The following is a 23921-nucleotide window of genomic DNA, read 5'->3' on the forward strand; positions in this document are numbered from 1 at the left end:
GGGTTGGTGCGAGGCTGCTACTTGTTGACGCTGAAGCCCTGCTCGTTGCCGAACGCGACGAGCGTGTCCTGCCACTCGAGGAGCGCTGCGTTCAGGTCACCGTTCGATCCGAGCGCCTTGCCGACCGAGTCGCCGAAGACGTTGTTGGCGTACCCCTGGTACGGCAGGTACTGCCAGTCGGCGACGACCGAGGCCGCAGATGCCGCACCGACCTGGTTGGCGGGCTGGCCCGCGTACGGCTCGAACGGGTGGTCGAGGAACTCGGGGTCGGCGAGGTCCGCGACGGTCGACGGGAAGCCCGTCGAGTTCAGCAGCGCACGCCCGTCACCCTCGGCGAGGTACTTGAGGACGCCCGCTGCGGCCGCCTTGTTCGCACTCTGCTCCGTGACCGCGAGGCCGCTGCCACCGTTCTCCGCGGAGGCCGGCTCGCCGTCCCACGTCGGCATCGGGGCGACGCGCCACTTGCCCGCGGGGCCGTAGTCGTCCATCCCGCTGATCATCCAGGAGCCCATGAAGAGCGTGCCCAGCTTGTCCTGGGTCAGCGCCTTGGACCACTCGTCCGACCAGGTCGAGAGGCCGGAGAGCTCTCCGGCGGTGAGCCGCTCGCCCCAGAAGTCCGCGAACTTCTTCGTGCCGTCGTCCTGCAGGTCGATCGTGACGTTCTCGCCGTCGGTCCGGAACGGCTGCCCGCCCGACGCCCAGATCATGCTGGTGAAGAAGCCCGCGTCACCGCTGTTCGCGATGTAGGCCTCGGGGTCCGCTGCGTGGATCGCCTGCGACGCCGCCGCGAACTCGTCCCAGGTCGCCGGGGCCTCGGTCACGCCCGCCTTGTCGTACATGTCCTTGTTGTAGATCATGACCATCGGGCCGGAGTCCATGGGCAGCGCGACGAGCTTGTCCTGCACGTTCACGGCGTTCCACGTCGAGGCCGTGAACGCGTCCTGGTAGGTCTCGAGGCCGTAGCCGTTCAGGTCGGCGAGCGCCTTGCCGAGGGTCAGCTGCGGCAGGGTCTGGTACTCGACCGGCACGAGGTCGGGCGCGCCCTTGCCCGCCTTGATCGCGTTCTGCAGCTTGGTGACCACGGCGTCCGGGTTCTCGAGCTTGACGACGTCGAACGTGACGTTCGGGTACTCCTTCGAGATGCCGTCCGCGATCACCTGCGTGTCGTCCGACCAGGTCCACCACGTGAGCGTGACGTCTTCCTTGAGCGCCGCGTCCGTGTCGGTCGAGCCGCTGTCGGTCCCGGCGGTCCCGCTGCCGCAGCCCGCGAGCACGCCGGCGAGCAGGGCACCGGTGCCGACGACGGCACCGAGGCGCCCCCACCGGCGAGTGGAGATTCTCTTCATCGAGGTAGTTCCTTTGCGGTTGGTGTTCGATCTCTGGTACCGGATGAACCGGACTACTTGACGCTCCCGGCGGTCAGCCCTGACTGCCAGTAGCGCTGCAGGTAGAGGAAGGCCGCCGAGATGGGGATGACGGTCAGCAGCGATCCCGTGATGACGAGATGAGGGATGGCCTGGCCCCCGATCGAGCTCGACTGCGCCGACCACTGCGCCAGTCCGACCGGGAGCGGGTACCACTGCGCGTCGCTCAGCATGATGAGCGGCAGGAAGTAGTTGTTCCACGTCGCGACGACCGCGAACATGAGCACCGTGATCAGTGCCGGCGCGAGCTGCCGCAACGCGATCACGAAGAAGATGCGGATCTCTCCGGCGCCGTCGAGGCGTGCCGCCTCGAGCAGCTCGTCGGGGATCGCGTCGCGGGCGTACACCCAGACGAGATAGAGGCCGAACGCGCTCACCATCGCCGGGATGATCACCGACCAGGGCGTGTTCGTCAGTCCGAGTCCGCTGAAGAGCAGGAACTGCGGGACCGCGAGCGCCGTGCCGGGGATGGCCATCGCGCCCAGGATGATCGCGAAGACCCACTTGCGGCCAGGGAACTTGTACTTCGCCAGCCCGTACCCCGCGAGGGTGGCGAGCAGAGTTGCTCCCCCGGCGCCGACGACGACATAGAACAGCGTGTTCGTGAGCCAGCGCAGGAAGATGCCGTCCTGGTACGTGAACGTGTCGGCGACGTTCTGGAAGAGCGAGAACTCGCCGCTGAACCAGAACGCGAAGGAGCTGTAGAGCGAGTCCATCGTCTTCGTCGAGTTCACCACGAGCCACCACAGCGGTACGAGGCAGTAGAGCATCATCAGCGTCATGAGGAGGCCGAGCAGGAGGGAGGGTCGCTTGTGTCGCGGCTTCGCTCGCGCGCCGCGCGCCGCGCCCCCCGGCAGGCGACCGCTCGCGAGACGGCTCGGCGTGCGGACCGACCGGCGTCCGGTGCCGACGGCGCTCACGCCCCGGCCCCCTTCTTCTCGCCGCCGAGCTGGACGAGGTAGGCCACTACCATGGTGATGACTCCCGAGATGATGGCGATCGCTGCCGCGTAGTTGAACTGCGAGCCGGCGAACGACAGGTTGAAGGCATAGAGGTTCGGCGTGTAGTACGACGGGATCGAGTTCGGCGCGAGGGTCTGCAGGATCGACGGCTCGTTGAAGAGCTGGAAGCTGCCGATCACCGAGAAGACCGTGGCGATGACCAGCGCCCCCCGGATCGACGGGAGCTTGATCGAGAAGATCGTGCGGAACGTCCCGGCGCCGTCGATCTCGGCGGCCTCGTAGAGCTCCTGGGGCACCGACTTCAGCGCGGAGAAGAAGATGAGCATGTTGTAGCCCACGAACTCCCACGTCACGATGTTGCCGATCGAGACCAGGATCAGGTTCGAGGCCAGCGGTGACGGCAGCTCCACCCCGAAGAAGTGGTTCAGGTCGGCGACGAGGCCGAACTGCGAGCCGTACATGTACCCCCAGATCATGACCGCGACGACCCCGGGGACGGCGTAGGGCAGGAAGATCGACAGCCGGTAGAACGGCACCCATCGCAGGCGCGCGCTGTCGAGCGCGAGAGCCGCGAACAGAGCCAGCAGGAGCATGATCGGGACCTGCACGAGGAGGAAGGTCGCGACCCTGGCCATGGCCCCCCAGAACTTCGGGTCGGCCAAGGCCTGCGCGTAGTTCGCCACTCCGACGAAGGAGTTGCCGCCCATGAGCGTCTCGCGGAAGAGGCTGAGGTAGATCGCGTAGAACAGCGGCGCGAGGAAGACGAGCGCGAAGACGAGCATGAACGGCCCGACGAACCACCAGCCCGCCCAGTCGCGGCGGATGCGGCGCCGAGGGGGTGACGCGGTTCCCGTCGCGGGGACTCGCGCGAGGACCGCGGGCGCCCGGCCGGCCGACGGCTCGACCGATGGGTGCTCGACAGCGATGCGCGGCCTGCTGCCCGCCTCGTGAACTGATGACTTCTTCGACATTCGCGACCGCACTCCTTCGTGGGTGTTTGCGTTCCCAGCACGATATAAGCAACGATGATGTTTACGCAAACAGCCTGGAGCTACCGCACGTCACGAAGGAGTAACGAATGCTGGCGACAGACCCTGAGGACCCGCGCCCGAGGGGGTGTCCGCAGACCCACGGCCTGGGGCGTGCGGCGGCGCACCTCGCCCAGCGAGCGCGTCGGCGCCGAGCCCTCGACCGCACCCTCCCCTCCGACACCGCCGTCTGGATGCACTCATGATCACCACCGTCCATGTCGTCTTCAAGACACACCTCGACCTGGGGTTCACCGACACCGCCGCGAACGTCACCGACCGGTACGTCCACGAGTACCTGCCGCGCGCCATCGCGCTGGCCGAGGAGCTCGAACGCCGGGGTGGCCCGGCCCGGTTCGTGTGGACCACGGGTTCCTGGCTGATCCACGAGGCGCTCCGCCTCGGCGACCCCACGGAACGCGCGGCCCTCGAACGAGCGATCCGAGCCGGTCAGGTGACCTGGCACGGGCTGCCGATGACCACCCACACCGAGCTCATGGACGCCGGCCTCGTCGAGCACGGCATCGGGATCGGACGCTCGCTCGACGCGCGCTTCGGCCACCGGACGCGGGCGGCGAAGATGACCGACGTCCCGGGTCACACGATCGGGCTCGTGCCCTTCCTGGCCCGGGCGGGGCTCGACTTCCTGCACCTGGGCGTGAACGGCGCCTCGGCCGTGCCCGAGGTCCCCGAGTTCTTCGTCTGGCGCGCTCCCGACGGCAGCGAGGTGGTCGTCAACTACGCGCAGAGCTACGGGGCGACCGAGCTCGGCGTGGCCGTGGTGCCCGGGGGCACGCACGCCCTGCACCTCGCGCACACCGGAGACAACTTCGGCCCCCCGCCCGTCGACGAGGTCGAGGCACTGTTCGCCGACCTCCAGGCCGCGCACCCAGGTGCTCGGGTGGTCGCCTCGACGCTCGACGCGTTCAGCCGGGAGGCGGTCGCCGCACGAGCCAGCCTGCCCGTGCTCGAGCAGGAGATCGGCGACTCCTGGATCCACGGCGTCGCGAGCGACCCGGTCCAGACCGCACGACTGCGGGCGCTGCTGCGCCTGCGCACCGAGTGGGTCGCCTCCGGCGCGCTCGTGCCCGGCACGGTCGAGTGCGACGCCTTCAGCGACGGTCTGCTGCTCGTGCCCGAGCACACCTGGGGCGAGGACCTCAAGACCTACCTCCCCGACTACGTGAACTACGAGAAGACCGACTTCGCACGCGCCCGCGCGGCCGACGTCGTCGACCCTGAGGCGAACCCCGCAGCGTTCGACGAGTACGCCTGGGCGCACACCGAGCACCCGAGCCCTCAGGGCCTCGGGTACGCGGCGTTCGAGCGCTCGTGGGCCGAGCAGCGTTCCCACGTCGACCGCGCGCTCGCGGCGCTCTCCCCCGGTCTCCGCGCCGTGGCCGAGGCGGCGATCGCCGAGACCCGTCCTGCCAGCGGCGCAGGGACGACGGGGACTGCCGTCGTCCTCGACGGCGAGCTGCAGGTCGGCGCCTACCGTGTGCGCGTCGGCGACGACGGCGCGCTCGTCTCGCTGGTCGACGCCGACGGCACGCAGTGGGCAGGGCCCGAGCATCCTCTCGGTGCCTACCGCTACGAGACGTTCGACGAGCGCGACGAGGCCCGCTGGATGAGCGAGTACTGCCGCGACCTCGACGAGAACGCCTGCTGGGCGGTACCGGACCAGTCGAAGCCCGGTCTCGCGATCGCCGATCGTCTCCCGGCCACGACCTTCGCGCCCCGCCTCGAATCCGCCGACCGCTGGTCCGACGGGACCGACACGGTCCTGTCCCTGCGGCTCGCACTGCCCGACGTCGCGTGCGAGACCTGGGGAGGGCCACGGGACATCCGGCTGAGCTACCGCTTCCCGGACGCCCCGGGACCGATCGCGGTCACCCTCGACCTCCGCGGCAAGGACGCCTCCCGTCTCCCCGAGGCGAGCTGGCTGGGCTTCCGTCCGCGCACCGAGCCCGGTGACTGGCGTCTGACCAAGATCGGCACGCCCGTCGACCCGCGGTCGGTCGTGCGCAACGGCAACCGCAGCCTGCACGCGGTCGACGCGGTCGTGCACACCGCGGCGCGGACGTTCTCGCTGCGCCCGCTCGACGCGGCGCTCGTCGCGGTCGGTCGCCCCGCGCTCCTACGCTTCGACAACACCGTCCCCGATCCGGAGAAAGGCCTCCATGTGAACCTGCACAACAACGTCTGGGGAACGAACTTCACGATGTGGTTCGACGACGACCTGCGTTTCCGGTTCGTGCTCACCCTCGGGGGTGCGCGATGACCGCGACGACCACGACCACCCATGAGACCCAGATGACCGGCGCGCTCGTGACGAGCCCTCCCGTCGTGATGGCTCCACGCCCCGACGGGTTCGAGGTCGTCTGGGGGGTGAGCAGGCTGTCCCGTGGCTGGGTCGAGTGGGAGGCTGCCGACGGCTCGCGCGGCACCGTCTCGGGCGACGCGTTCGGCATGGTGCCCCAGGGGGCCCGGGTGCTGCGCGTGCGGGTCGACGGCCTGCCGCACGGCTCGACCCTGCGCGTCAGGACCGTCACCGAGGCCGTCGACGCCTCGTCCCCTCGGCACGAGAGCGCCTGGAAATCGGTGCGCACGCTCGACGGTGCGTCCGAGGACGCGCGCTTCGCGGTGTGGAACGACACCCACCAGCGCGACGACACCCTGAGGGCGCTGCACGAGGCGACCCCCGAGGTCGACGTGCTCGTCTGGAACGGCGACCTCTGCAACGACTGGACGGACCCGGCGGAGTTCGCCACGACCGTCCTGAACCCTGCGGGCCTGGACGTGAGCGACGGCCGGCCTCTCGCGATCGTCGTGGGCAACCACGACGTGCGCGGCACGTGGGCGTACCAGCTCGAGGACTTCGTCGCCACGCCGGAGGGGCGGCCGTTCACGGCGTACCGCGTCGGGCCGGTCGCGTGCATCGTGCTGCACACGGGCGAGGACAAGCCCGACGACCACCCGACGTTCGAGGGCCGCGTCGCGTTCGAGCCGCTGCGCGCCGAGCAGGCACGGTGGCTGCGTGAGGTCACGGCGCGTCCCGAGATCGCGGACGCCCCCTACCGTGTGGTCTTCTGCCACATCCCGCTGCGGTGGATCGACGAGACCGTCGTCGACTACGACGCCGACGGCTACGACTGGTTCAGCCGCAGGAGCCGCGACGCGTGGCACGACACGCTCGTCGAGTGGGGGGCCCAGGTGATCGTGTCGGGGCACACGCACTACCAGGCCTCGCTCCCCGCGACCGAGGAGTTCCCGTACGCGCAGCTCATCAGCGGCGGGCCGGATGCCGAGACGACCTCCGACGAGGCCGCCGCGTGGATCGACGGCTCGGCGTCGGCCGACGAGCTCGTGCTCACCATGCGCGACCTCGCCGGCACGGTGCTGCACGAGGTCCGTCTGCCGCCGCTCACCTGACGACGAGACGACGAGGGGGCCGGGTCGCTCGTGCGACCCGGCCCCCTCGTCGTCCCCTCACCTCAGCGGCTTGCAGAGGAGCGCGTCAGGCACGCCCCCGTGGTTCCAGCGCCACGTGAAGGCGACGCCGGAGATGTACTCGCCGTCGGCGCACTGGCCCTTGTACCTGCCGGGCGCCCAGTCGCTCGCGGTCGAGCCGCCTCCGACCGGCCGGTTGTCCCCCTGGTCGAACCACACGAGACGCCCCTGGCTCGCGGGGAGCACCGTCGCGCTCTGGCCGCACAGGAGCTTCGAGGTGGACCACTTGTTGGTCGTCCCGATCGTCAGGCTGTAGCCCACGGCCATCTGCCCGGCCGGGCACTGCAGCTTGTCGTACCCGCTCGCCCAGTCGGTCTGCACGGTCGACTCGTCCTTGACGATCGTGCGGACGTCGGTCAGCGCGGGCTGCAGGTTGTCGGTGCAGAGCGCTCGGTTCGTGCTCCGTGCGACTCCGACGAGCCGCTGGGAGTCGGGGCAGCTCCCCTTCCACCTGCCGGAGTCCCAGTCAGGCCGGGTGTTCATGAGAGCCGAGGCGTTCGTGTCGGGCGAGTGGCTGCCGCTGCCGAGCATGTTCCAGCGCGCCGCGCGCGCGACCTGCCCGGTCTTGCCGTCCGAGGTCACGAGCTTCGTCCACTGCGGGTAGCGCCAGTCGTCGGCGATGCTGAGCCGGGTGCCGTCGGTCTTGTAGGCGAGGAGCGAGTAGCTGTCGACGAAGGTGCCGTCGTCGGTGGCGTGGGCCACGAGGGGCCAGGCCGCGAAGTCGCTGTCGTTGGCGACGAGGATGTCGGTGAAGTTCGCCCACCACGCCTTGTCGAGGGCGCTCGTCTCGTCGGAGGAACCGATGCCGAACTCGCTGAACCACACGGGGGCGGTGTAGTGCTGGTTCGCCGTGTTGACGAACGCGGCGGCCCTCTTCACCTCGGCCGCGAGCTCGCTCGCGCTGAGGTCTCGGTAGCGCGCGTCGTGGGTCTCGCCGAGCCCGGTGGCGCCGGTGTGCTGCGGTCCGGTGTACGCGTAGATGTGCGCCGCGTACACGAGCTTGTCCGGGTACGGGAGGGTGTTCGAGAGGTTCGCGACGGGCTTGAGGTGCGGCCGGTCGTGGAACAGGCCGTCGAGCGGGATCCCCTGCCAGTTGATGCCCTCCATGATCACGAGCACGTCCGGGTTGGCCCGCTGGATCGCGACACCGGCCTGCTGGTAGGACTTGTACAGGTCGTTCTTGTCGCCCATGCCCCAGTTGGGGTCGTCCAGGATGTCTCGGCGCACCTCGTTGCGCAGGTCCATCCCGACGACGCGGGGGTTGTCCTCGTAGCGCTCGGTGAGCATGACCCAGTCGCTGATCCACTTCTCGATGGTCTGGCTGCTGTACGGCTTCGAGTTGCCGTCGTCGGCGCCGCAGCACCAGCGCGACGTCGTGGTGTGGTTGTTGAGGATGACCGCGAACCCGTCGGCCGTGAGCGCTTCGACGACCTCGTCGAAGACCTGCAGCGGTGTCTTGCCTCGCAGCTGCGGGTTCGCCGTCACCGCGACGTCGGGCACGGGTGCGGTCATGCCGAGCATCTCGTTCGAGTAGGACAGTCGGATGCTGTTGAGCCCGAGCCCGTGGAAGTCGCTCATGAGGGTCGCCATCGGCACGCGGTCGAGGCCCATGGGGATGTCGTAGCTGATGCCGCTGTTGTGGTTGGCGGGGTCGTTCCGGTCACCGCTGCCGTTCCAGTGCCCCTGCGCGCCGTCCCAGTTGGCGGACTTGAGCTTGAACCGGTCCCCGTCGGCGTCGACGACGTACCGACCGCGCGTGCTGAGCGGCGCGTCCCACGACGCCGACAGCTGTGGACCGGTCAGTACCGGGACCGCTCCTGGCGTGGCCGTGGTGGACGTGGTGGACGGGGGCGCTCCGGGGGCGGCGGACGTCGGGCTGACGACCGACGTCGTGAGCCCGATCGTGACCAGTGCTACCGCGAGCCGCATGATGCGACGTTGCATGCTGCGAACCTCTCTGTTCGTCTCGTGCGTGTCCGCGGCGCTCGACCGTGGAAGGCCGCGGCGCCGCGGCTGATCCGGTCAGGCTAGGTTGACGAACTGGCGATGTCAACGTAAACATCCGCCAGGATGGCAACGTGAACATCGGCCTGGCCGCTGTGTGCGCCCGCCCTCAGCGCTGCGTCTCGAAGAACTCCCGGACAAGGTCGCCGCACTCGACGTCACGGATGCCGCCGACCACCTCGACGCGGTGCGGGTTGCGACGGTCGCGCACGATGTCCCACACGGACCCGCACGCCCCGGCCTTGGGGTCCCACGCGCCGAGCACGAGCCGCTCGACGCGGGCGAGCGTGGTCGCACCCGCGCACATCGCACACGGCTCGAGCGTCACGACGAGCGTGCACCCCTCGAGGCGCCACGAGCCGAGCGTCGCGGCGGCCTGGCGCAGCGCGAGCACCTCGGCGTGCGCGGTGGGGTCGCCGATCTCCTCGCGCCGGTTGCGGCCGAGGCCGAGCAGCCGCCCGTCGGGCCCGACGACGAGCGCCCCGACGGGCACGTCTCCCGTGGCCAGGGCGTGGGTCGCCTCGTGCAGCGCGAGCCCCATGAGCTCGTCCCACACGGCACGGCGGGCCGCGACGGTGTCGGGCGGGAACGTGCCGGCCGCCCAGGGCAGGCCGAGCCCGACGGGACCGGGTTTTGCGGCGGGGGCGACGTCGTCGGGGACCATGCTCCCGAGGCTACCGGGCGGTACCCTCGAACCATGCGCCTGCACGTCGCCGACCACCCGCTGGTCGCCCACAAGCTCACCGTCCTTCGCAACAAGGACACCGCCTCCTCGACCTTCCGCCTCCTGGTGGACGAGCTCGTGACCCTGCTGGCCTACGAGGCGACGCGGGACGTCCGGGTCGAGCCTCACGAGGTCGAGACCCCGGTCACCACGACGGTCGGGGTCCGTATCGCCGAGCCGCGCCCGCTCGTCGTCCCCATCCTGCGTGCGGGCCTGGGGATGCTCGAGGGCATGACCCGCCTGCTGCCCACGGCCGAGGTCGGCTTCCTGGGGATGCAGCGCGACGAGAAGACCCTCGAGGCCGTCACGTACGCGAACCGCCTCCCGGACGACCTGACGGGTCGCCACGTGTTCCTGCTCGACCCGATGCTCGCGACCGGCGGGACGCTCGTCGCGGCGATCGACTACGTGTTCGAGCGCGGTGCGCGGGACGTCACGGCCGTGTGCCTGCTCGCCGCCCCCGAGGGCATCGAGGTCCTCGAGAAGGCGGTCGGCGACCGGGTCGACGTCCAGCTGGTCGTGGCCGCCGTGGACGAGCGCCTCGACGAGAACGCGTACATCGTGCCCGGCCTGGGTGACGCGGGCGACCGCCTCTACGGCGTGGTCTGAGACCTGTCCCCCGTGGGCGCGGGGCGGCCGGGCTGCCGCGTCGCCCCGCACCCACGATGCCCGACGGCGCCACGTCCGTCTCATTTTGGCGTCTCATCCCGTGAGATTCTTGGCTCCTGCCCTTGGCGACCCTGCGCGTCGCTGCCATGCTCGCCACATGACCCCCTCGCTGAGCTCCCGAGGCGCCGACCGGCGCCCGAGCGTCAGCATGCCCTCCGGCGTCTGTTGTCCGGCCTGACTCGCTCAGCCCCCTGACAACCCTGCCGACCGTCGTCGGCGCCGCTCCGGCCTCGGCCGTCGAGCGGAAAGACCCCCGGAGCGCCGCATGTCCACCCTGACCCAGAAGACCCTTCGTCCGCACGCACCCCACCGCCGCACCCACCCCGGGTTCGTCCTGTACGTCGGGGTCGACGCCGCGAGCGGGGAGCACCCGCAGGCCGAGCTCGTCGAGCTCGCGGAGGCTCTCGGCGAGCTCGCCCGTGAGTGGTTGCCCGACGCCGAGACGTACACGGCCCTGACCCTGTCGGAGCCCGCGACCGACCGGCACGAGCACCTCGTCGACGAGGGGCGCCGCAAGGCGCGGGGCCGCAGTGCCGCGCGCCGCGCCGAGGTCCCCGTCCCCGCACCCGACCTCGCGCCGCTCGGCGACGTCGAGGCGTTCCGCGACCGCCTCGCGGCCCTGTCGCCGTTCCCGCGGGTCGTGATCGACCCGGCGAGCCGGCGCGTGACCGTCGACGGCTCCGAGCAGCGGCTCACCCACAAGGAGTTCGAGCTCCTCACGCACCTGTACCGCTCGGCGCACCGCGTCGTGACGCGGGGCGAGCTCCTGTCGACCGTCTGGGGGGCCGACGCGGTGCGCGACGGCAGCCGGACCATCGACGTCCACGTGCGCCGGCTGCGCGAGAAGCTCGGCCTCCAGCACGTCATCTCGACCGTCCGCGGGCTCGGCTACCGGTTCGACCCGCAGACCCACGTCGTCCTCAGGGGCTCGGGGGACGCCGCCTGAGGACCAGTGCTGCCGGGTCGCACGTTCGTGGTCTCGTGGGGGGATCCCGTCCGGCCCGGCAGCACGAACCCCCACCGGACCGACGCGCGACGAGTTTGGTCGAGCGCCTCGCGCACGGTTGGATGAGGGCGTCCCGCCCGCCCCGTCCTGTGAGGTCCCCGTCGTCGTGCCCGTGCTCCGACCCGCCCACCGTCCCCTCGCGGGCATGATCGGGGCGCTCGCCACGCTCGGCCTCCTGTCGGGGTGCGTGGGCACCGAGGTCGCCGCGGCCCCCGCCCAGGTGCGCCGACCCGTGATCGACCGCGCGGCGGCCACGACCGTCTTCGCCTCGCTCACCGCGACGCGCAACGCCGCGAACGCGGCCCGTGACGCCGGCGCCCTCGCGAGCATCGAGACGGGCCCCGTCCTGCGGTCGTCGGCGTTCGCCCTCGCCGCGCAGACCGCGCAGGCAGCGGCCCCCGTCGCGCCCCACACGTCCGTGCCCGGGACGCTCGCTGCCCCGGAGGCCGGGACCGCGGACTGGTTCTACTCCCTGCGCGCGCAGGGCGACCCGGCCGCCTCCGACGGCGAGTTCGTCGAGACCACGCTCTTCACCCGCGCGTCCGCGGACGCCCCGTGGCTGCTGGCCTACCAGCTCGCGACCGACCCGGCCGTCGCCCTCCCGCAGCCCGTGCTGGTGGGAGGGTCCGCCGTCGAGCCCGACGACGGCACGCGCGCCCGCGGGGACGCCGCACTCGACGACGTTCTCGCCTACGCGCGTTCCGGCACGGCCGCGGCGACCCTCGACGTGACCCACGCCGACCAGCTCGCGACCGCGCACACCCAGGGATTCCCCGTCGCCGACCTGTCCGCCGAGAGCGGGACCGAGGACCGCTCGTGCGCCTACGAGGCCCCTGCCGCGGCCTGGCTCGCGTCCACCGACGGGATCTTCGCCCTCGCGTCCGTCGAGTGCACGCAGTCCGTGACCCTCACGGGGGGCTGGACCGCGCCCACCCCGACGAGCAGCACGCTCGGGACGGTCCCGCCCGGCTCGCGCCTGTCCGCGTGGACCGTCACGCAGACCGTGACGATCCTCGTCGAGGTGCACGACGACGGCACGTCCCGGGTGGTCGGGTCGCGTCTGCGACCGGTCCGGACGGACGTCACACCCGCCCCATGACCCGGGTCGCTGCGGTCCCCCGGGGCGCGGCGTAGGTTCGGTCCATGAGCGACACCACCGGAACGAATCCCGTCCCCCGCGGCTGGAAGCGCCGCGGCCCGCACTTCACCGACCGCATCGCCGCGGACAGCACGTCGGCACCCGGCGGGCAGGGCGACGACCAGGGCCGGTGGCCCGTCGAGCCCGGCCGCTACCGGCTCGTCGCGAGCCTCGCGTGCCCGTGGGCGCACCGGTCGATCATCGTGCGCCGGCTGCTCGGGCTCGAGAACGCGATCTCGTTGGGCGTCGTCGACCCGATCCAGGACTCCCGGTCGTGGCGCTTCACGCTCGACCGTGACGGCGTCGACCCCGAGCTCGGGTCGCACTTCCTCGCCGAGCACTACCTCGCACGCGACCCCGAGGACGACGGCGGGGTGAGCGTGCCCGCGCTCGTCGACGTCCCGTCGCGGCTGCTCGTCACCAACGACTACCCCCAGATCACGCTCGACCTGTCGACCGAGTGGACCGCGTACCACCGGCCGGGCGCCCCCGACCTCTACCCCGAGGCGTGGCGCGACGAGATCGACGACGTCGCCGAGAAGGTCTACCTCGACGTCAACAACGGCGTGTACCGGGCCGGGTTCGCCGACTCGCAGGAGAAGTACGACAGGGCGTTCGGGATCCTCTTCGAACGGCTCGACTGGTTGTCGGACCGGCTGTCCGAGCGCCGCTACCTCGTCGGTGACCACATCACCGAGGCCGACGTGCGCCTGTTCACGACGCTGGTCCGGTTCGACGCGGTCTACCACGGGCACTTCAAGACCAACCGCAACAAGATCACCGAGGACAGGGTCCTGTGGGGATACGTCCGCGACTTGTTCCAGACGCCCGGGTTCGGCGACACCGTGAACTTCGAGCACATCAAGCACCACTACTACCGGGTGCACTCCCAGCTCAACCCGAGCGGGATCGTCCCCGACGGCCCCGACCTGTCCGGGTGGCTCACGCCGCACGGACGCGAGGCGCTCGGCGGTTCACCCTTCGGTGCCGGCAGCGCGCCCACCGCCGCCACGGACCTGGCGTCCTACCACCTCGCGCCGCTCGCGGTGCCCGTCGAGGGCGAGCCCCGGGCGGCACGCCCCAGAGACTGAGGAGGGCGGCCGCCACCGGTCCGCGACCGCGACGGGCCCCCGGCGCTGCGCCGGGGGCCCTTCGTCGTGCACCCGTGACTCAGCCGCGGCTCTCGTCACGCCAGAAGAACGGACCGAGCAGCGAACTCGGCGCGACCGAGACGCTCCGCTGGGTCGCGGTGTAGTTCCGCCCCTCGTACGCGACGCGGTCGCCCACCCGGTAGGCCTCGGTCCAGTGCCAGGTCGGCAGACAGGTCTGCCCGGCGACCTCGAACGTCCACGACTGCCCGGAGTCCGCCACCACGCGGTAGGTCGCGCCGGCCTCGGGCACGTTCGGCACCTTGAGCTGGACCCTCTTCTGGTCCTGCACCACACGCTTCGTCTCGGGTGCGAGCACACCGTTCACCTCGACGTGGAACGTGACGGCGGCGGTCGAGGCCATGTTGTCGTAGACGAACGTCACCGGTCGGTACGACTGCTGCTCGTTGTCCTCGAAGAAGCAGACGCCCAGGATCGGGGCACCCACGGTCGGGGCGTAGATCTCGTAGCGCGCGGCCTCGTACCGGGCGGTGACCGTGCTGCTGCGGACCACGCCGTCGGCCGTGAGCGACTGCTGGAACTCCACCGCCCCTGGCGGGAGCCGCGTCCCCGCGACCGGGACGACGAACTCCTTCGTCGCCCCTGCGGGCACCTCGACCTTCTTGGCCTCGCCGTAGCTCGTCTTCATGCCGACCTGCACGGGACCGGGCGACGTGTTGGTGTAGGTGCCGACAATGCGGATCGCCTGGTCGACGACCTCCGACCTCGCGGACTGCTGCGCGGACCAGTTCGGCACGTAGCAGCTCGTGGCGGGGAGCGCGTGCGTCGCGACCTGGCGGCCGTCGGCCGAGACGGCGAACGTTGCGCCCTGGTACCCGACGGACGCGGTGACCTTGGCGCTCGCACCCGCCGCGACCTCACGAGCGAGGTCGTCCCTGCCCGCGACGGTGAACGACACCGCAAGCGTCGACGCCGTGTTGTCGAACACCAGGGTCACCGGAGCCGAGGACGTGAGAGCGGCCGGGTCGTACGTGCACTGCCCGACCGTCGGCTTCGGGCTCGCGGGTGCGATCCGTGCTGCGGCGTAGCCGGCCGTGAGCTGCGAGTCGTACTCGCCGGGGTCGCCCTGCTCGTCGGGGGCCGAGAGGTGCTGGCGCACGGTCAGGACACCCGCAGGGAGGTCCTTCACCCCGGTCGCCCTCGCGAACGCCACCGTGGTCTGCGGAGCGATCGTCACGGCTCCGCGAGAGGCTTCCTGACCGACCGGCGTCATGCCGTCGACCTGCACGGTGAGGGGCCGACCGGTCCGGTTCGTGACGTCGGCCTCCAGGCCGATCGTCCCTGCCTCGTTGACCGTACGGGTCGTGACGTCGCCGCTCGCGAGCCACTGCGGGACGAAGCAGTCCTTGGGACCGACCGAACCCGCGTCGACCGTCGTCCTGAACGTCTGCCCGTCGACGGTGGTCTCGAGGTTCAGGGTCGCCGGTGCGCCCTGCGCGGGAACGCGCAGGTCGTGGGACACCGTGAGCACGGTGCTGGCACCACGACGCAGCGGCACGGCCTCGGAGGACACCGCGCCGGCGCCGAGGGTCACGCGCAGGTCGTCGTAGGCGGTCGTGTTCGTGGCGTCCACGGCGATCCTCGCCGTGCCGTCGGTGCACGACGGGACGATCGTCCCCCCGCCCGGGGCCGTTCCGGCGGCCCCGGCCCACGGCTCGCCGACCGTCAGGTCCGCGCTCGCGGAGTCCTTCAGGGTCCGGCCTGCCGAGGACGTGGTCGCGGAGAACGTCAGGCCCGTCGTGGACTGCTTCATGCCGTCGCCCGCGAGCAGCTGGACGTCGAGCGACACGGGAGGGCCGCCGTTCTGGTTCGCGTCAGGAGCGTGGAGCGCTGCGGCGTCGTTCGCGCACGTCAGCGATCCGCCGCTCGGCGTGCAGGCCCAGCCCCCGGTCAGCGGCTTGGCGGTCACGCCGTCGGGCAGGTTGCCCAGGGAGAACCTCACCCCCTGGGCGTCGACGTCGCCGGAGTTGTGGGCCGTGAGGCGGACCGCGGTCGCTCCCGGGTTGAGGAGGTCTCCCACGACGGGCGTCGTCAGGTCGATCTCGGCGCCGTACGACGGCACGGGGGCCGGGGCGTACGTCGTCTTCACCGGGCTCAGGCCCTTGCCGTGCACGGCACCACCGAACGTGTAGCTCCCGCCGCGCGAGGCCTGGACGGTGATGACGAGGTCCTTCTTCTCCCCGGGAGCGAGCACCCCGACCGAGCACGTGACGAGCGACGACCCGCCGTCCTGCGCAGTCGCCGGGCCGCACGGCAGCGCGGCGAGCCGGATCGCCGGGACGACGCCCCTGCCCGCGGTGACCGCGGACGTCACGACCGAGACGTTCGGCGGGAGCAGGACGTCGACCACGACCTCCTCGGCCGACGTGCCACCCGAGTTCGACGCCGTGAGGGCCAGGTCCTGCGGGGCACGGGCAGCGAGGGTGAGCGGGGAGAAGGCCAGGTCGAGGGAGGCCGGCGGAGCGGGGGTCACAGGCAGGACGGGGTCCGGAGCGCCCGGGAACGGGTCGACCGGCGTCAACGGGACGCTCGGCGGCGTGAGGGGCGTCGTAGCGGTCTCTCCGGAGCCCGCAGCCCCCGAGCCGCTCCCGTTCGAGGCAGGCTCCGCGGGGTTCGAGGCCTCGGCGGGCGCGCTGTCGAGCGGCGCCGTGTTCGCCGGTGAGGTGGGATCGGTCCCCGGGGCGGGCAGGGCCTCGCTCTTCGGGGTGCCCGTGGGAGAGTCCGAGGGCGAGCCGGACGGGCTCTGCGACGGGTCGGGGCTGGCCCCGGCGCTCGGGGGCGGGTCGGACGAGAAGCCCCCGGACACCGCGACGACGCCGGCTCCCACGGCCGCGACCGCCACGACGCCGACGGCTGCGGCGATCAAGGGGGACGCGGCGATGAAGGCCGCCAGGCCGGTCGCGCCGGCTGCGGCCGCAGCTCCGGTGCCGACCGCGGCACTCGCGCCGACGGCTGCGGCTGCGCCCAGCCCGCCGCTCGTGGCAGCCGCACCGGCCGCCGCCGCGCCACCCATGGCGCCGGTTCCGGCGGCTCCACCACCCACGGCGCCGGTCCCGGCAGCCGCACCGCTGCTGCCCGCCGCGGCCCCTGAACCAGCGGCGCCAGAGCCGGAGGCCCCCGCTGCGCCGCTGCCAGCACCGCCGCTGGCGCCACCACCGGCCGCGCCCGTGGCCCCCGCGGCGCCTGCGCCGACCGCGGCACCTCCGGTGAGCGGGAGAGCTGTCCCGACCAGGCCCAGCCCTGCCGCCCCGAAGACCAGGGGGGCGATGACGGCGCGCATGCCGTGCGAGACGTCGCCGAGCTCGAGCACGAGCGCGCGGCACTCACCGCACTCCTCGAGGTGGGCGTCGACCTTGGCGGTCTCCCGCTTGGCCAGACCGCCGCGGACGTAGGACCCGAGCAGCGGGTTGACGTTCTCGCACCCGGCGCTGCTCGCGCCCGTGAGGTGCTGCTGGAGGTACGCCTGGCGCAGCCCTTCGCGGGCCCGGTAGGCGAGCGCCGAGACACCGTTGGCCGTGAGGCCGAGCAGCGGTGCGATCTGGGCCGGGTTCATCTCCTCGACCTCGGTGTACCAGAGCACGGCCTGCCATCGCTCGGGCAGACCTTGGTAGGCCTTGGTCACGACGGATCGTTCGAACCCCAGGAGCGTGGGGTCCTCGGTCGACGCCATGGGTCCGAACGCGCTCTCGAACGTCTCGATGTCGTCGGTGGGCTGCGTGCGTCGGCCCGCGTTCGACAGGTCGTAGGACAGGCGCCGGACGACGGTGAAGAGGTAGGCGCGGAACGTCACGTCGGGTCCGCCGCCGGACTGCAGGATGCCCAGGACCTTGGCGAAGGCTTCGGACACCATGTCGTCGGCGTCCGAGCCCGAGCGCACGTACTGGCGCGCCACGGTGCGCGCCGCGGCGGCATGCCGCTCGTACAGCGCACCGAATGCCGCGTAGTCTCCCGCGCGTACAGCGGTGATCAGCTCGGCATCGCTCGTCGGGGCGTCGTCCCTCGACGTGTCGACCTGCGTCATGCCCTACCGCCTCTGACTCCGCCTCACCTCGTCAGGTAAGGCTCTCCCGTTCATCCTAGACGGGAAAACTGGTGGTGTTATCTACGTCTCAACGCGGTTTCGCCCGTCTTGTCCGTCTGTCAGGATGACAGAACCGACGGAATGTGCTGCATGTCCGTCGGTGTGTCGAGTGGATGAAAGAGAATCAGGACGCCGCTGTCGCGTCATGAGCACGGGGCTCACACGTCTCATGGGTATGGACCTACGACCTGGCTACCCCGAGCCAGCCGTCGCCTCGCTGCTCGACGAGTGGCAGGCGGCCAGTACGAACAGCGTCTGGCTGCGGCCAGGCGACTGGTACCACCCTGCCGTCGAGGCGCTCGTCGAGGCGCTCACGGACTCCCGCTGCCCGGCCGCTGCCGCCGAGCGGCTCGGTGAGGCCCGCGGCCGCGACGGGATCAGCATCGGCGAGACCATCGACGACCTGACCTGCTTGTTCGACCTCTGGGGCACCGCTCCCGACCTTCGCGTGCTGCGGGCAGTCAGCACAGGGTGGGCCGTGGGCAACGAGGTGATCCCCGGCGCGCCGCCCACGACCGATCCTCGGTCGGGGCTCGTCACGGTCCCCTACCTCGTCCAGCGCCTCCAGGAGACGTACGGGCAGGCGGACCGCCTGGGGACCCCGGCCTCCGCGACGCACTGCCTCGTCCTGGTGGACGTCGCGGTCGAACGCATCGACGGCTGGCAGAAGGTCGCCCGCGCGGCAGCCATGGGCAAGGTGCTGACCGAGACGTTCGGCCTCGGGCACCCGGTCGCGACGCTCGGTGGCGGGATCTACGCGGCGCTCTGCGCTCGCACGGCCGACGTCGGGCCGGTCCGTGCGGAGCTCCGGCACAGGATCGAACGCATCGCGCTCACGTTCGGCGTGACGGCGATCCTCCGGCGCCCGCCCCGCATCTGGGTCGAGCCTCTTCCCGCGCAGCATGCCGACGCGGCGAAGATGCTCCACGACCTCTCTCGCTAGGCGCCCCGGCCTCTCTCGCTAGACCACGCCGTCGTCGGGCGCTCCGGCCGCCCGGCGAGGCCCCCAGCACGCCACGACGCCCCGTCGTCCGGCGAGGGACGAGCGGGGCGTCGTGGAGGAATCGCGTCGGGGGGAGGACGCGAGGGTCAGCGGGGGCTGTAGGTCAGGCAGTCCGCGTGGTCGGCGCCCTGCGGGCCGGCCCCGACGCGGATCGAGGAGGCGTTGCACTCGAGCGACTCGTTGTGCGAGCACTCTCCGCGCTGGCAGGCACCGACGTGCGCGATGACCTTCTCGAGGCCGCCCTTGGCGGTGAGGGGGATGAACGTGGCGCACTCGGCCTCGCTGCCGTGCGCGGCGATCGTCACGGCGCCGGCGTGGCAGCCGTGCTCGTGGTTGTATCCGCAGCCGTCGATCGAACACTCGACGACCTGGGGCATCTCCATCAGGCTGCTCATGGACTTCTCCTTGCTCGAAGGGCGGGGCGTTCTACCGTGCTTTTCCCTCACGGTATTCCTTCGCGCAGCCTGTGTATAGGAAGCAAGGCCTCACTCACTTCGGCGGAATTCCGCCATTTTTACGTCATGCAGACCGCACGTAATTGCGCTGCGGGAATTCCTGCCGGGACGCGCGAACGCCACCGCGCAGGTCAGGAGCCCCGGCCGGGTCGCCACAGCACGAGCGCCCGTGCCTCGCCGGTCTCGACGACCTGGCCGCCGCGACCGGCGTCCACCGTCCGCTCCCCCGCCGAGCGGCGCACCCGCCGCCCGCGCGGCACCATGACGACGTCGCCGCTCACCCCGGCGGCGAACACGCGCCCTCCTTCGAGCTGGGCGGAGAGGGCGTCGAGTCGGGACTCGAGCCGGCTCACCTGCTCCTCGAGCGTGAGGATGCGACGGATGCCCGCGAGGTTGATGCCCTCCTCCTGGGAGAGCCGCTGGACCTCGAGGAGCTTGGCGACGTCCCGCTGGGAGTAGCGGCGTCCGCGCCCCATGGTGCGGCGCGGGGTCACGAGTCCCAGGCGGTCGTACTGGCGCAGGGTCTGCGGGTGCATCCCGGCGAGCGTCGCGGCCTGCGAGATGGCGAGCACGGGGGCGTCGTCGTACGCGTTGAACGGGATCTCGCTCCCCGTGGGAGCCTCGTTCCTGGCCATGCCCTGCCTCCTCTCGCTGGTGCTGCGGAACCGTCCTGCTTGGTGCCTGTCGGCTCTACTCTGCCGCGCGCCCGAACAGGTCGGCGCGCACGTCGGTGCTCTCGCCGTCGGTCGCGGCGGCGAGCGCCTCGACGGCCTCCTTGGCGGCCTTCGAGAGCTTCTGCGGCACGACGACCTGGATCGTGACGAGCAGGTCGCCCGTCGCCTTGGCCGTCTTGACGCCCTTGCCCTTGACGCGCAGCGTGCGTCCCGACGGCGTGCCCGCGGGGACCTTGACCTTGACGGGCTTGCCGTCGAGCGTCGGGACCTCGATGGTCGCGCCGAGCGCGGCCTCCGCGAACGTCACGGGGACGGTCAGGCGCAGGTTGTGCTTCTCGTCGACCGAGAACACGGGGTGCGGCGTGACGTGCACCGTGATGACCAGGTCGCCGGGGGCGCCGCCCGCGACGCCGGGGCGTCCCTTGCCGCGCAGCCGGATCTTCTGGCCGTCGCGGACGCCTGCCGGGATGCGGGCCGTGATGGTGCGGCCCTCGGTCGTGACGTTGACGGTCGAGCCCTCGACCGCGGGCCGGAACCCGAGCGTGGCCGACGAGTGCACGTCGGCGCCCGCCTGCGGGCGCTGGTACCCGGCGTTGGGGCGGAAGCCGGTCTGGCCTGCCCCGCCGCCGAACATCGACCCGAGGATGTCCTCGAAGCCGCCGCCACCACCGCTCTGCGTGGAGTACCGGACGCGGCCTCCCCCGCCGCCGCCTCCGCCGAACATGCCGCCGAAGATGTCCTCGAACCCGCCGGAACCGCCGGCGGGTCCACCGGCTCCTGCGGAGAAGCGGGCGCCCCCGCCGGCCATGGCACGGATCGCGTCGTACTGCTGGCGCTGCTCGGCGTCGGACAGGACCGCGTAGGCCTCGCCGATCTCCTTGAACTTCGCCTCGGCCTTCGCGTCACCCTGGTTCTGGTCGGGGTGATACGTGCGGGCCAGCTTGCGGTACGCCTTCTTGATCGCGGCGTCGTCGGCATCCTTGGGGACGCCAAGCGCGGCGTAGAAGTCCTTCTCGATCCAGTCCTGACCGGTCAAGGCGCCTCCTCTCATAGGTCTCACCGGCCCCGGGGCCGGTGGTGGTGCTTACGTCCATAGTGGTCGTGCTCCCGGGGCCCGACGGCGGAGGTCACCTTCACGTGGAAGGTGCGCTCCGCCGTCGGGCGCCCGGGTGGTGGGTGCCCGGTCCCGCGGGACCTGGCACCCACCTGTGTCTCTACTCCGGTCCGACGACCGAGACGCGCGCGGCGCGCACGATCTTCTCGCCGATCCGGTAGCCCGGCTCGATGACCATGTTGACCGTGGCCGACGTCGCGGCCGGGTCCACCTGGTGCATGAGCGCCTCGTGGACGGTCGGGTCGAACTCCTCGCCCACGACGCCGTACCGCTCGATGCCGAACTTCGCCAGGCTCGCGTCGAGCTTGTCGGAGATCGCGACGAACGGGCCGTCGAGCTCGCCGTGCTGGCGCGCCCGGTCGATGTCGTCGAGGACCGGCAGGAGCGCGGCCAGGACGTCCTCGACGCCCTTGACGCGCGCGGCCTCCTGGTCACGCAGCGACCGGTTGCGGTAGTTGGTGAAGCTGGCCCGCTCGCGCTGGAGGGCGTCGAGGTGGGCAGCCGCCTCGGACTGCGCAGCGAGAAGCGCTGCGTCGTCCCCGGCCTCGCCGGTGGGCTCGAAGTCGAGCCCGGCCAGCGGGTCGCTCTCCGCGTCGTTCCCGGCCGAACCGGGCACGGAGCTGGCCCCCTCGGGGGCAGCCTCCTTGGGCTGCCCCTCCGGGGTCACCTTGCGCTTGTCCGTGAAGTGGAAGGGCTGGTCCTCGGAGCCGAGCTCCTCGGGGCCCTGCGCGTCGCTCGTCACTTCTTGTCGTCCTCGTCCACGATCTCCGCGTCGACGATGTCCTCGTCGGGCGCAGAGGTCGCACCGGCGGCCGCAGCGGCGTCCGCGTCAGCGGCACCCTGGTCGCCCGCGGCCTGCTCCTGCTCGGCCGACGCGTAGAGCGCCTCGCCGATCTTCTGGCTCGAGGCCAGGAGCTTCTCGTGGGCGGACTTCACGGCCTCGGCGTCCTCGCCCTCGAGCGCGGACTTGACCGACGCGATGTCGGACTCGACCTCGGTCACGACGTCGGCGGGGATCTTCTCCTTGTTCTCCGCGACGAGCTTCTCGGTCGAGTACACGAACGCCTCGGCCTGGTTGCGGGTCTCCGCCTCCTCGCGACGCTTCTTGTCCTCGGCCGCGTGCTCCTCGGCCTCCTTGACCATGCGGTCGATGTCCTCCTTCGGCAGCGCGGAGCCACCGGTGATGGTCATCTTCTGCTCCTTGCCGGTGCCGCGGTCCTTCGCGCCGACGTGCACGATGCCGTTCGCGTCGATGTCGAAGGTGACCTCGATCTGCGGCAGGCCGCGCGGCGCCGGGGCGATGCCCGTGAGCTCGAACGTGCCCAGCGGCTTGTTGTCGCGGGCGAACTCGCGCTCACCCTGGAAGACCTGGATCAGCACGGACGGCTGGTTGTCCTCGGCGGTCGAGAACACCTCGCTGCGCTTGGTCGGGATGGCCGTGTTGCGCTCGATGAGCTTGGTCATCACGCCACCCTTGGTCTCGATGCCCAGGGACAGCGGGGTGACGTCGATCAGGAGGACGTCCTTGCGCTCGCCCTTGATGACACCGGCCTGCAGCGCGGCGCCGACGGCGACGACCTCGTCCGGGTTGACGCTCTTGTTGGGCTCCTTGCCGCCCGTGAGCTCCTTGACGACCTCGGTCACGGCGGGCATGCGGGTGGAACCACCCACGAGCACGACGTGGTCGATGTCGTTGACGGAGATGCCGGCGTCGCGGATGACCGCGTGGAAGGGCGCCTTGGTCCGGTCGATGAGGTCCTGCGTCATCTGCTGGAACTGAGCACGCGTGAGCTTCTCGTCCAGGTGGATGGGGCCGTTCTCGCTCATCGAGAGGTACTGCATGGAGATGTTGGTGCTCGTCGCGGACGAGAGCTCCTTCTTCGCCTGCTCGGCGGCCTCACGCAGACGCTGCAGCGCGATCTTGTCCTTGGACAGGTCGACGCCCGAGCTGTTCTTCACCTGCTGGATGAGGTGCTCGACGATGCGGTTGTCCCAGTCGTCACCACCGAGGCGGTTGTCGCCAGAGGTCGCGCGGACCTGGATGGTCGAGAAGTCGTCCTCGTCCTTGCCCACCTCGAGGAGGGAGACGTCGAACGTTCCACCACCGAGGTCGAAGACGAGGATGAGCTCGTCCTCCTTGCCCTTCTCCAGGCCGTAGGCCAGAGCGGCAGCGGTGGGCTCGTTGACGATGCGCAGGACGTTGAGGCCCGCGATCTGCCCGGCGTCCTTGGTCGCCTGACGCTCGGCGTCGTTGAAGTACGCCGGGACGGTGATGACCGCGTCGGTGACGGGCTCGCCCAGGTACTCCTCGGCGTCGCGCTTGAGCTTGCCGAGCACGCGTGCGGAGATCTCCTGCGCGCTGTACTTCTTGTCGTCGATCTCGACCGACCAGTCGGTGCCCATGTGGCGCTTGACCGACGTGATGGTGCGGTCGACGTTGGTGACCGCCTGACGCTTGGCGATCTCGCCGACGAGGACCTCGCCGGTCTTCGAGAACGCGACGACCGACGGGGTCGTGCGAGCGCCCTCGGCGTTCGCGATGACGGTGGGCTCCCCACCCTCGAGGACGGCGACCACCGAGTTGGTGGTGCCCAGGTCGATTCCGACCGCTCGTGCCATGTTCGTGCCTCCGTTGTGTTGCTGGTGCTGCGACGTGTGCGATGTCCGTGCGGCAGCCCGCGGTGGTTCCCTGCCCGGCGGCGCGTGGTGGTGCGCACGTCCGGACCTTCCCCTGCTGGGTGTCGCCACCCGACTGCCGGTTGAGTCGTCTTCACTCAAGTTATGCCGGTCCGTCCCGCTGCGCAAGCGGTGGGGGCCAGAACTTGAGTCCACTAGGCTCAACTATGGGGCGGGGCGGGGTATTCCCGGCCAGGGACGGTCGGCGCGTCGGGAGCCACGCAGAGCGGTCACTGTAGGTTTCCACCTAAGGTGGCGAGTTTTCCACCAAGGTGTCGTGGTCG

At 71.2% G+C, this 23921-nt stretch carries 18 protein-coding genes; 7 read left to right on the forward strand and 11 right to left on the reverse strand.

Annotated elements, in window-relative coordinates; translation table 11 throughout:
• Positions 1-17 precede the first annotated feature (17 nt).
• From JOD48_RS17740 to JOD48_RS17750, 3 genes are all read right to left on the reverse strand, one after another.
• A complete protein-coding gene (locus JOD48_RS17740; RefSeq protein WP_191789695.1) occupies positions 18-1346 on the reverse strand; it encodes an extracellular solute-binding protein in 1329 nt (442 codons plus the stop codon).
• Between the two features lie 53 nt (positions 1347-1399).
• A complete protein-coding gene (locus JOD48_RS17745; RefSeq protein ID WP_191789776.1) occupies positions 1400-2206 on the reverse strand; it encodes a carbohydrate ABC transporter permease in 807 nt (268 codons plus the stop codon).
• A gap of 134 nt (positions 2207-2340) precedes the next feature.
• On the reverse strand, positions 2341-3357 hold the full coding sequence (locus tag JOD48_RS17750; protein WP_372440783.1) for a carbohydrate ABC transporter permease: 1017 nt from the start codon (positions 3355-3357) through the stop codon (positions 2341-2343).
• A 259-nt stretch (positions 3358-3616) separates the two neighbouring features.
• On the opposite strand from JOD48_RS17750, the gene JOD48_RS17755 reads away from it, so the two are divergent.
• On the forward strand, positions 3617-5695 hold the full coding sequence (locus JOD48_RS17755) for a DUF5054 domain-containing protein (RefSeq protein WP_204809954.1): 2079 nt from the start codon (positions 3617-3619) through the stop codon (positions 5693-5695).
• On the forward strand, positions 5692-6846 hold the full coding sequence (locus tag JOD48_RS17760) for a metallophosphoesterase family protein (RefSeq protein WP_191789698.1): 1155 nt from the start codon (positions 5692-5694) through the stop codon (positions 6844-6846). The genes JOD48_RS17755 and JOD48_RS17760 overlap by 4 nt, the downstream gene beginning before the upstream one ends.
• Positions 6847-6903: 57 nt before the next feature.
• On the opposite strand, the gene JOD48_RS17765 is transcribed toward JOD48_RS17760, so the two are convergent.
• Positions 6904-8868 carry a glycoside hydrolase family 5 protein gene (locus tag JOD48_RS17765; protein ID WP_204809955.1) on the reverse strand — a complete coding sequence of 655 codons (1965 nt, stop codon included), beginning with the start codon at positions 8866-8868 and terminating at the stop codon, positions 6904-6906.
• Positions 8869-9037: 169 nt separating this feature from the next.
• On the reverse strand, positions 9038-9469 hold the full coding sequence (locus JOD48_RS17770) for a nucleoside deaminase (RefSeq protein ID WP_204810674.1): 432 nt from the start codon (positions 9467-9469) through the stop codon (positions 9038-9040).
• A 156-nt stretch (positions 9470-9625) separates the two neighbouring features.
• On the opposite strand from JOD48_RS17770, the gene upp reads away from it, so the two are divergent.
• The 4 genes from upp (at position 9626) to JOD48_RS17790 (ending at position 13556) form a co-directional block, all read left to right on the forward strand.
• The gene (upp, locus tag JOD48_RS17775) at positions 9626-10261 is read left to right on the forward strand and encodes a uracil phosphoribosyltransferase (RefSeq protein ID WP_191789700.1); all 636 of its coding nucleotides are present in this window, start codon (positions 9626-9628) and stop codon (positions 10259-10261) included.
• Positions 10262-10586: 325 nt separating this feature from the next.
• A complete protein-coding gene (locus JOD48_RS19975) occupies positions 10587-11267 on the forward strand; it encodes a winged helix-turn-helix domain-containing protein (RefSeq protein WP_204809956.1) in 681 nt (226 codons plus the stop codon).
• Positions 11268-11433: 166 nt separating this feature from the next.
• Positions 11434-12426: a DUF8094 domain-containing protein gene (locus tag JOD48_RS17785; RefSeq protein WP_204809957.1), complete on the forward strand. Its 993-nt coding sequence runs from the start codon at positions 11434-11436 to the stop codon at positions 12424-12426.
• Positions 12427-12470: 44 nt separating this feature from the next.
• Positions 12471-13556 (forward strand): glutathione S-transferase family protein, encoded by a 1086-nt coding sequence (locus JOD48_RS17790; protein ID WP_191789702.1) that lies wholly within the window; start codon positions 12471-12473, stop codon positions 13554-13556.
• A 79-nt stretch (positions 13557-13635) separates the two neighbouring features.
• On the opposite strand, the gene JOD48_RS17795 is transcribed toward JOD48_RS17790, so the two are convergent.
• Complete coding sequence (locus JOD48_RS17795; protein WP_204809958.1) at positions 13636-17655, reverse strand: sigma-70 family RNA polymerase sigma factor; 4020 nt, start codon at positions 17653-17655, stop codon at positions 13636-13638.
• 235 nt (positions 17656-17890) lie between these two features.
• On the opposite strand from JOD48_RS17795, the gene JOD48_RS17800 reads away from it, so the two are divergent.
• Complete coding sequence (locus tag JOD48_RS17800) at positions 17891-18658, forward strand: hypothetical protein (RefSeq protein WP_191789704.1); 768 nt, start codon at positions 17891-17893, stop codon at positions 18656-18658.
• Positions 18659-18804: 146 nt separating this feature from the next.
• On the opposite strand, the gene JOD48_RS17805 is transcribed toward JOD48_RS17800, so the two are convergent.
• From JOD48_RS17805 to dnaK, 5 genes are all read right to left on the reverse strand, one after another.
• The gene (locus JOD48_RS17805; RefSeq protein ID WP_204809959.1) at positions 18805-19113 is read right to left on the reverse strand and encodes a DUF1540 domain-containing protein; all 309 of its coding nucleotides are present in this window, start codon (positions 19111-19113) and stop codon (positions 18805-18807) included.
• 191 nt (positions 19114-19304) lie between these two features.
• Positions 19305-19808: a heat shock protein transcriptional repressor HspR gene (locus tag JOD48_RS17810; protein ID WP_191789706.1), complete on the reverse strand. Its 504-nt coding sequence runs from the start codon at positions 19806-19808 to the stop codon at positions 19305-19307.
• A 55-nt stretch (positions 19809-19863) separates the two neighbouring features.
• On the reverse strand, positions 19864-20883 hold the full coding sequence (locus JOD48_RS17815) for a DnaJ C-terminal domain-containing protein (protein ID WP_204809960.1): 1020 nt from the start codon (positions 20881-20883) through the stop codon (positions 19864-19866).
• Positions 20884-21061: 178 nt separating this feature from the next.
• On the reverse strand, positions 21062-21703 hold the full coding sequence (grpE, locus tag JOD48_RS17820; RefSeq protein WP_204809961.1) for a nucleotide exchange factor GrpE: 642 nt from the start codon (positions 21701-21703) through the stop codon (positions 21062-21064).
• Complete coding sequence (dnaK, locus tag JOD48_RS17825; RefSeq protein WP_204809962.1) at positions 21700-23580, reverse strand: molecular chaperone DnaK; 1881 nt, start codon at positions 23578-23580, stop codon at positions 21700-21702. The genes grpE and dnaK overlap by 4 nt, the downstream gene beginning before the upstream one ends.
• Positions 23581-23921 lie beyond the last annotated feature (341 nt).

Source organism: Oerskovia paurometabola (assembly GCF_016907365.1).
Lineage (GTDB): Bacteria > Actinomycetota > Actinomycetes > Actinomycetales > Cellulomonadaceae > Oerskovia > Oerskovia paurometabola.

Coding starts and splice junctions, on each gene's coding strand:
- JOD48_RS17740 (WP_191789695.1), bottom strand. CDS start 1,346: ATGAAGAGAATCTCCACTCGCCGGTGGGGGCGCCTCGGTGCCGTCGTC.
- JOD48_RS17745 (WP_191789776.1), bottom strand. CDS start 2,206: ATGACGCTGATGATGCTCTACTGCCTCGTACCGCTGTGGTGGCTCGTG.
- JOD48_RS17750 (WP_372440783.1), bottom strand. CDS start 3,357: ATGTCGAAGAAGTCATCAGTTCACGAGGCGGGCAGCAGGCCGCGCATC.
- JOD48_RS17755 (WP_204809954.1), top strand. CDS start 3,617: ATGATCACCACCGTCCATGTCGTCTTCAAGACACACCTCGACCTGGGG.
- JOD48_RS17760 (WP_191789698.1), top strand. CDS start 5,692: ATGACCGCGACGACCACGACCACCCATGAGACCCAGATGACCGGCGCG.
- JOD48_RS17765 (WP_204809955.1), bottom strand. CDS start 8,868: ATGCAACGTCGCATCATGCGGCTCGCGGTAGCACTGGTCACGATCGGG.
- JOD48_RS17770 (WP_204810674.1), bottom strand. CDS start 9,469: ATGGGGCTCGCGCTGCACGAGGCGACCCACGCCCTGGCCACGGGAGAC.
- upp (WP_191789700.1), top strand. CDS start 9,626: ATGCGCCTGCACGTCGCCGACCACCCGCTGGTCGCCCACAAGCTCACC.
- JOD48_RS19975 (WP_204809956.1), top strand. CDS start 10,587: ATGTCCACCCTGACCCAGAAGACCCTTCGTCCGCACGCACCCCACCGC.
- JOD48_RS17790 (WP_191789702.1), top strand. CDS start 12,471: ATGAGCGACACCACCGGAACGAATCCCGTCCCCCGCGGCTGGAAGCGC.
- JOD48_RS17795 (WP_204809958.1), bottom strand. CDS start 17,655: ATGACGCAGGTCGACACGTCGAGGGACGACGCCCCGACGAGCGATGCC.
- JOD48_RS17800 (WP_191789704.1), top strand. CDS start 17,891: ATGGACCTACGACCTGGCTACCCCGAGCCAGCCGTCGCCTCGCTGCTC.
- JOD48_RS17805 (WP_204809959.1), bottom strand. CDS start 19,113: ATGAGCAGCCTGATGGAGATGCCCCAGGTCGTCGAGTGTTCGATCGAC.
- JOD48_RS17810 (WP_191789706.1), bottom strand. CDS start 19,808: ATGGCCAGGAACGAGGCTCCCACGGGGAGCGAGATCCCGTTCAACGCG.
- dnaK (WP_204809962.1), bottom strand. CDS start 23,580: ATGGCACGAGCGGTCGGAATCGACCTGGGCACCACCAACTCGGTGGTC.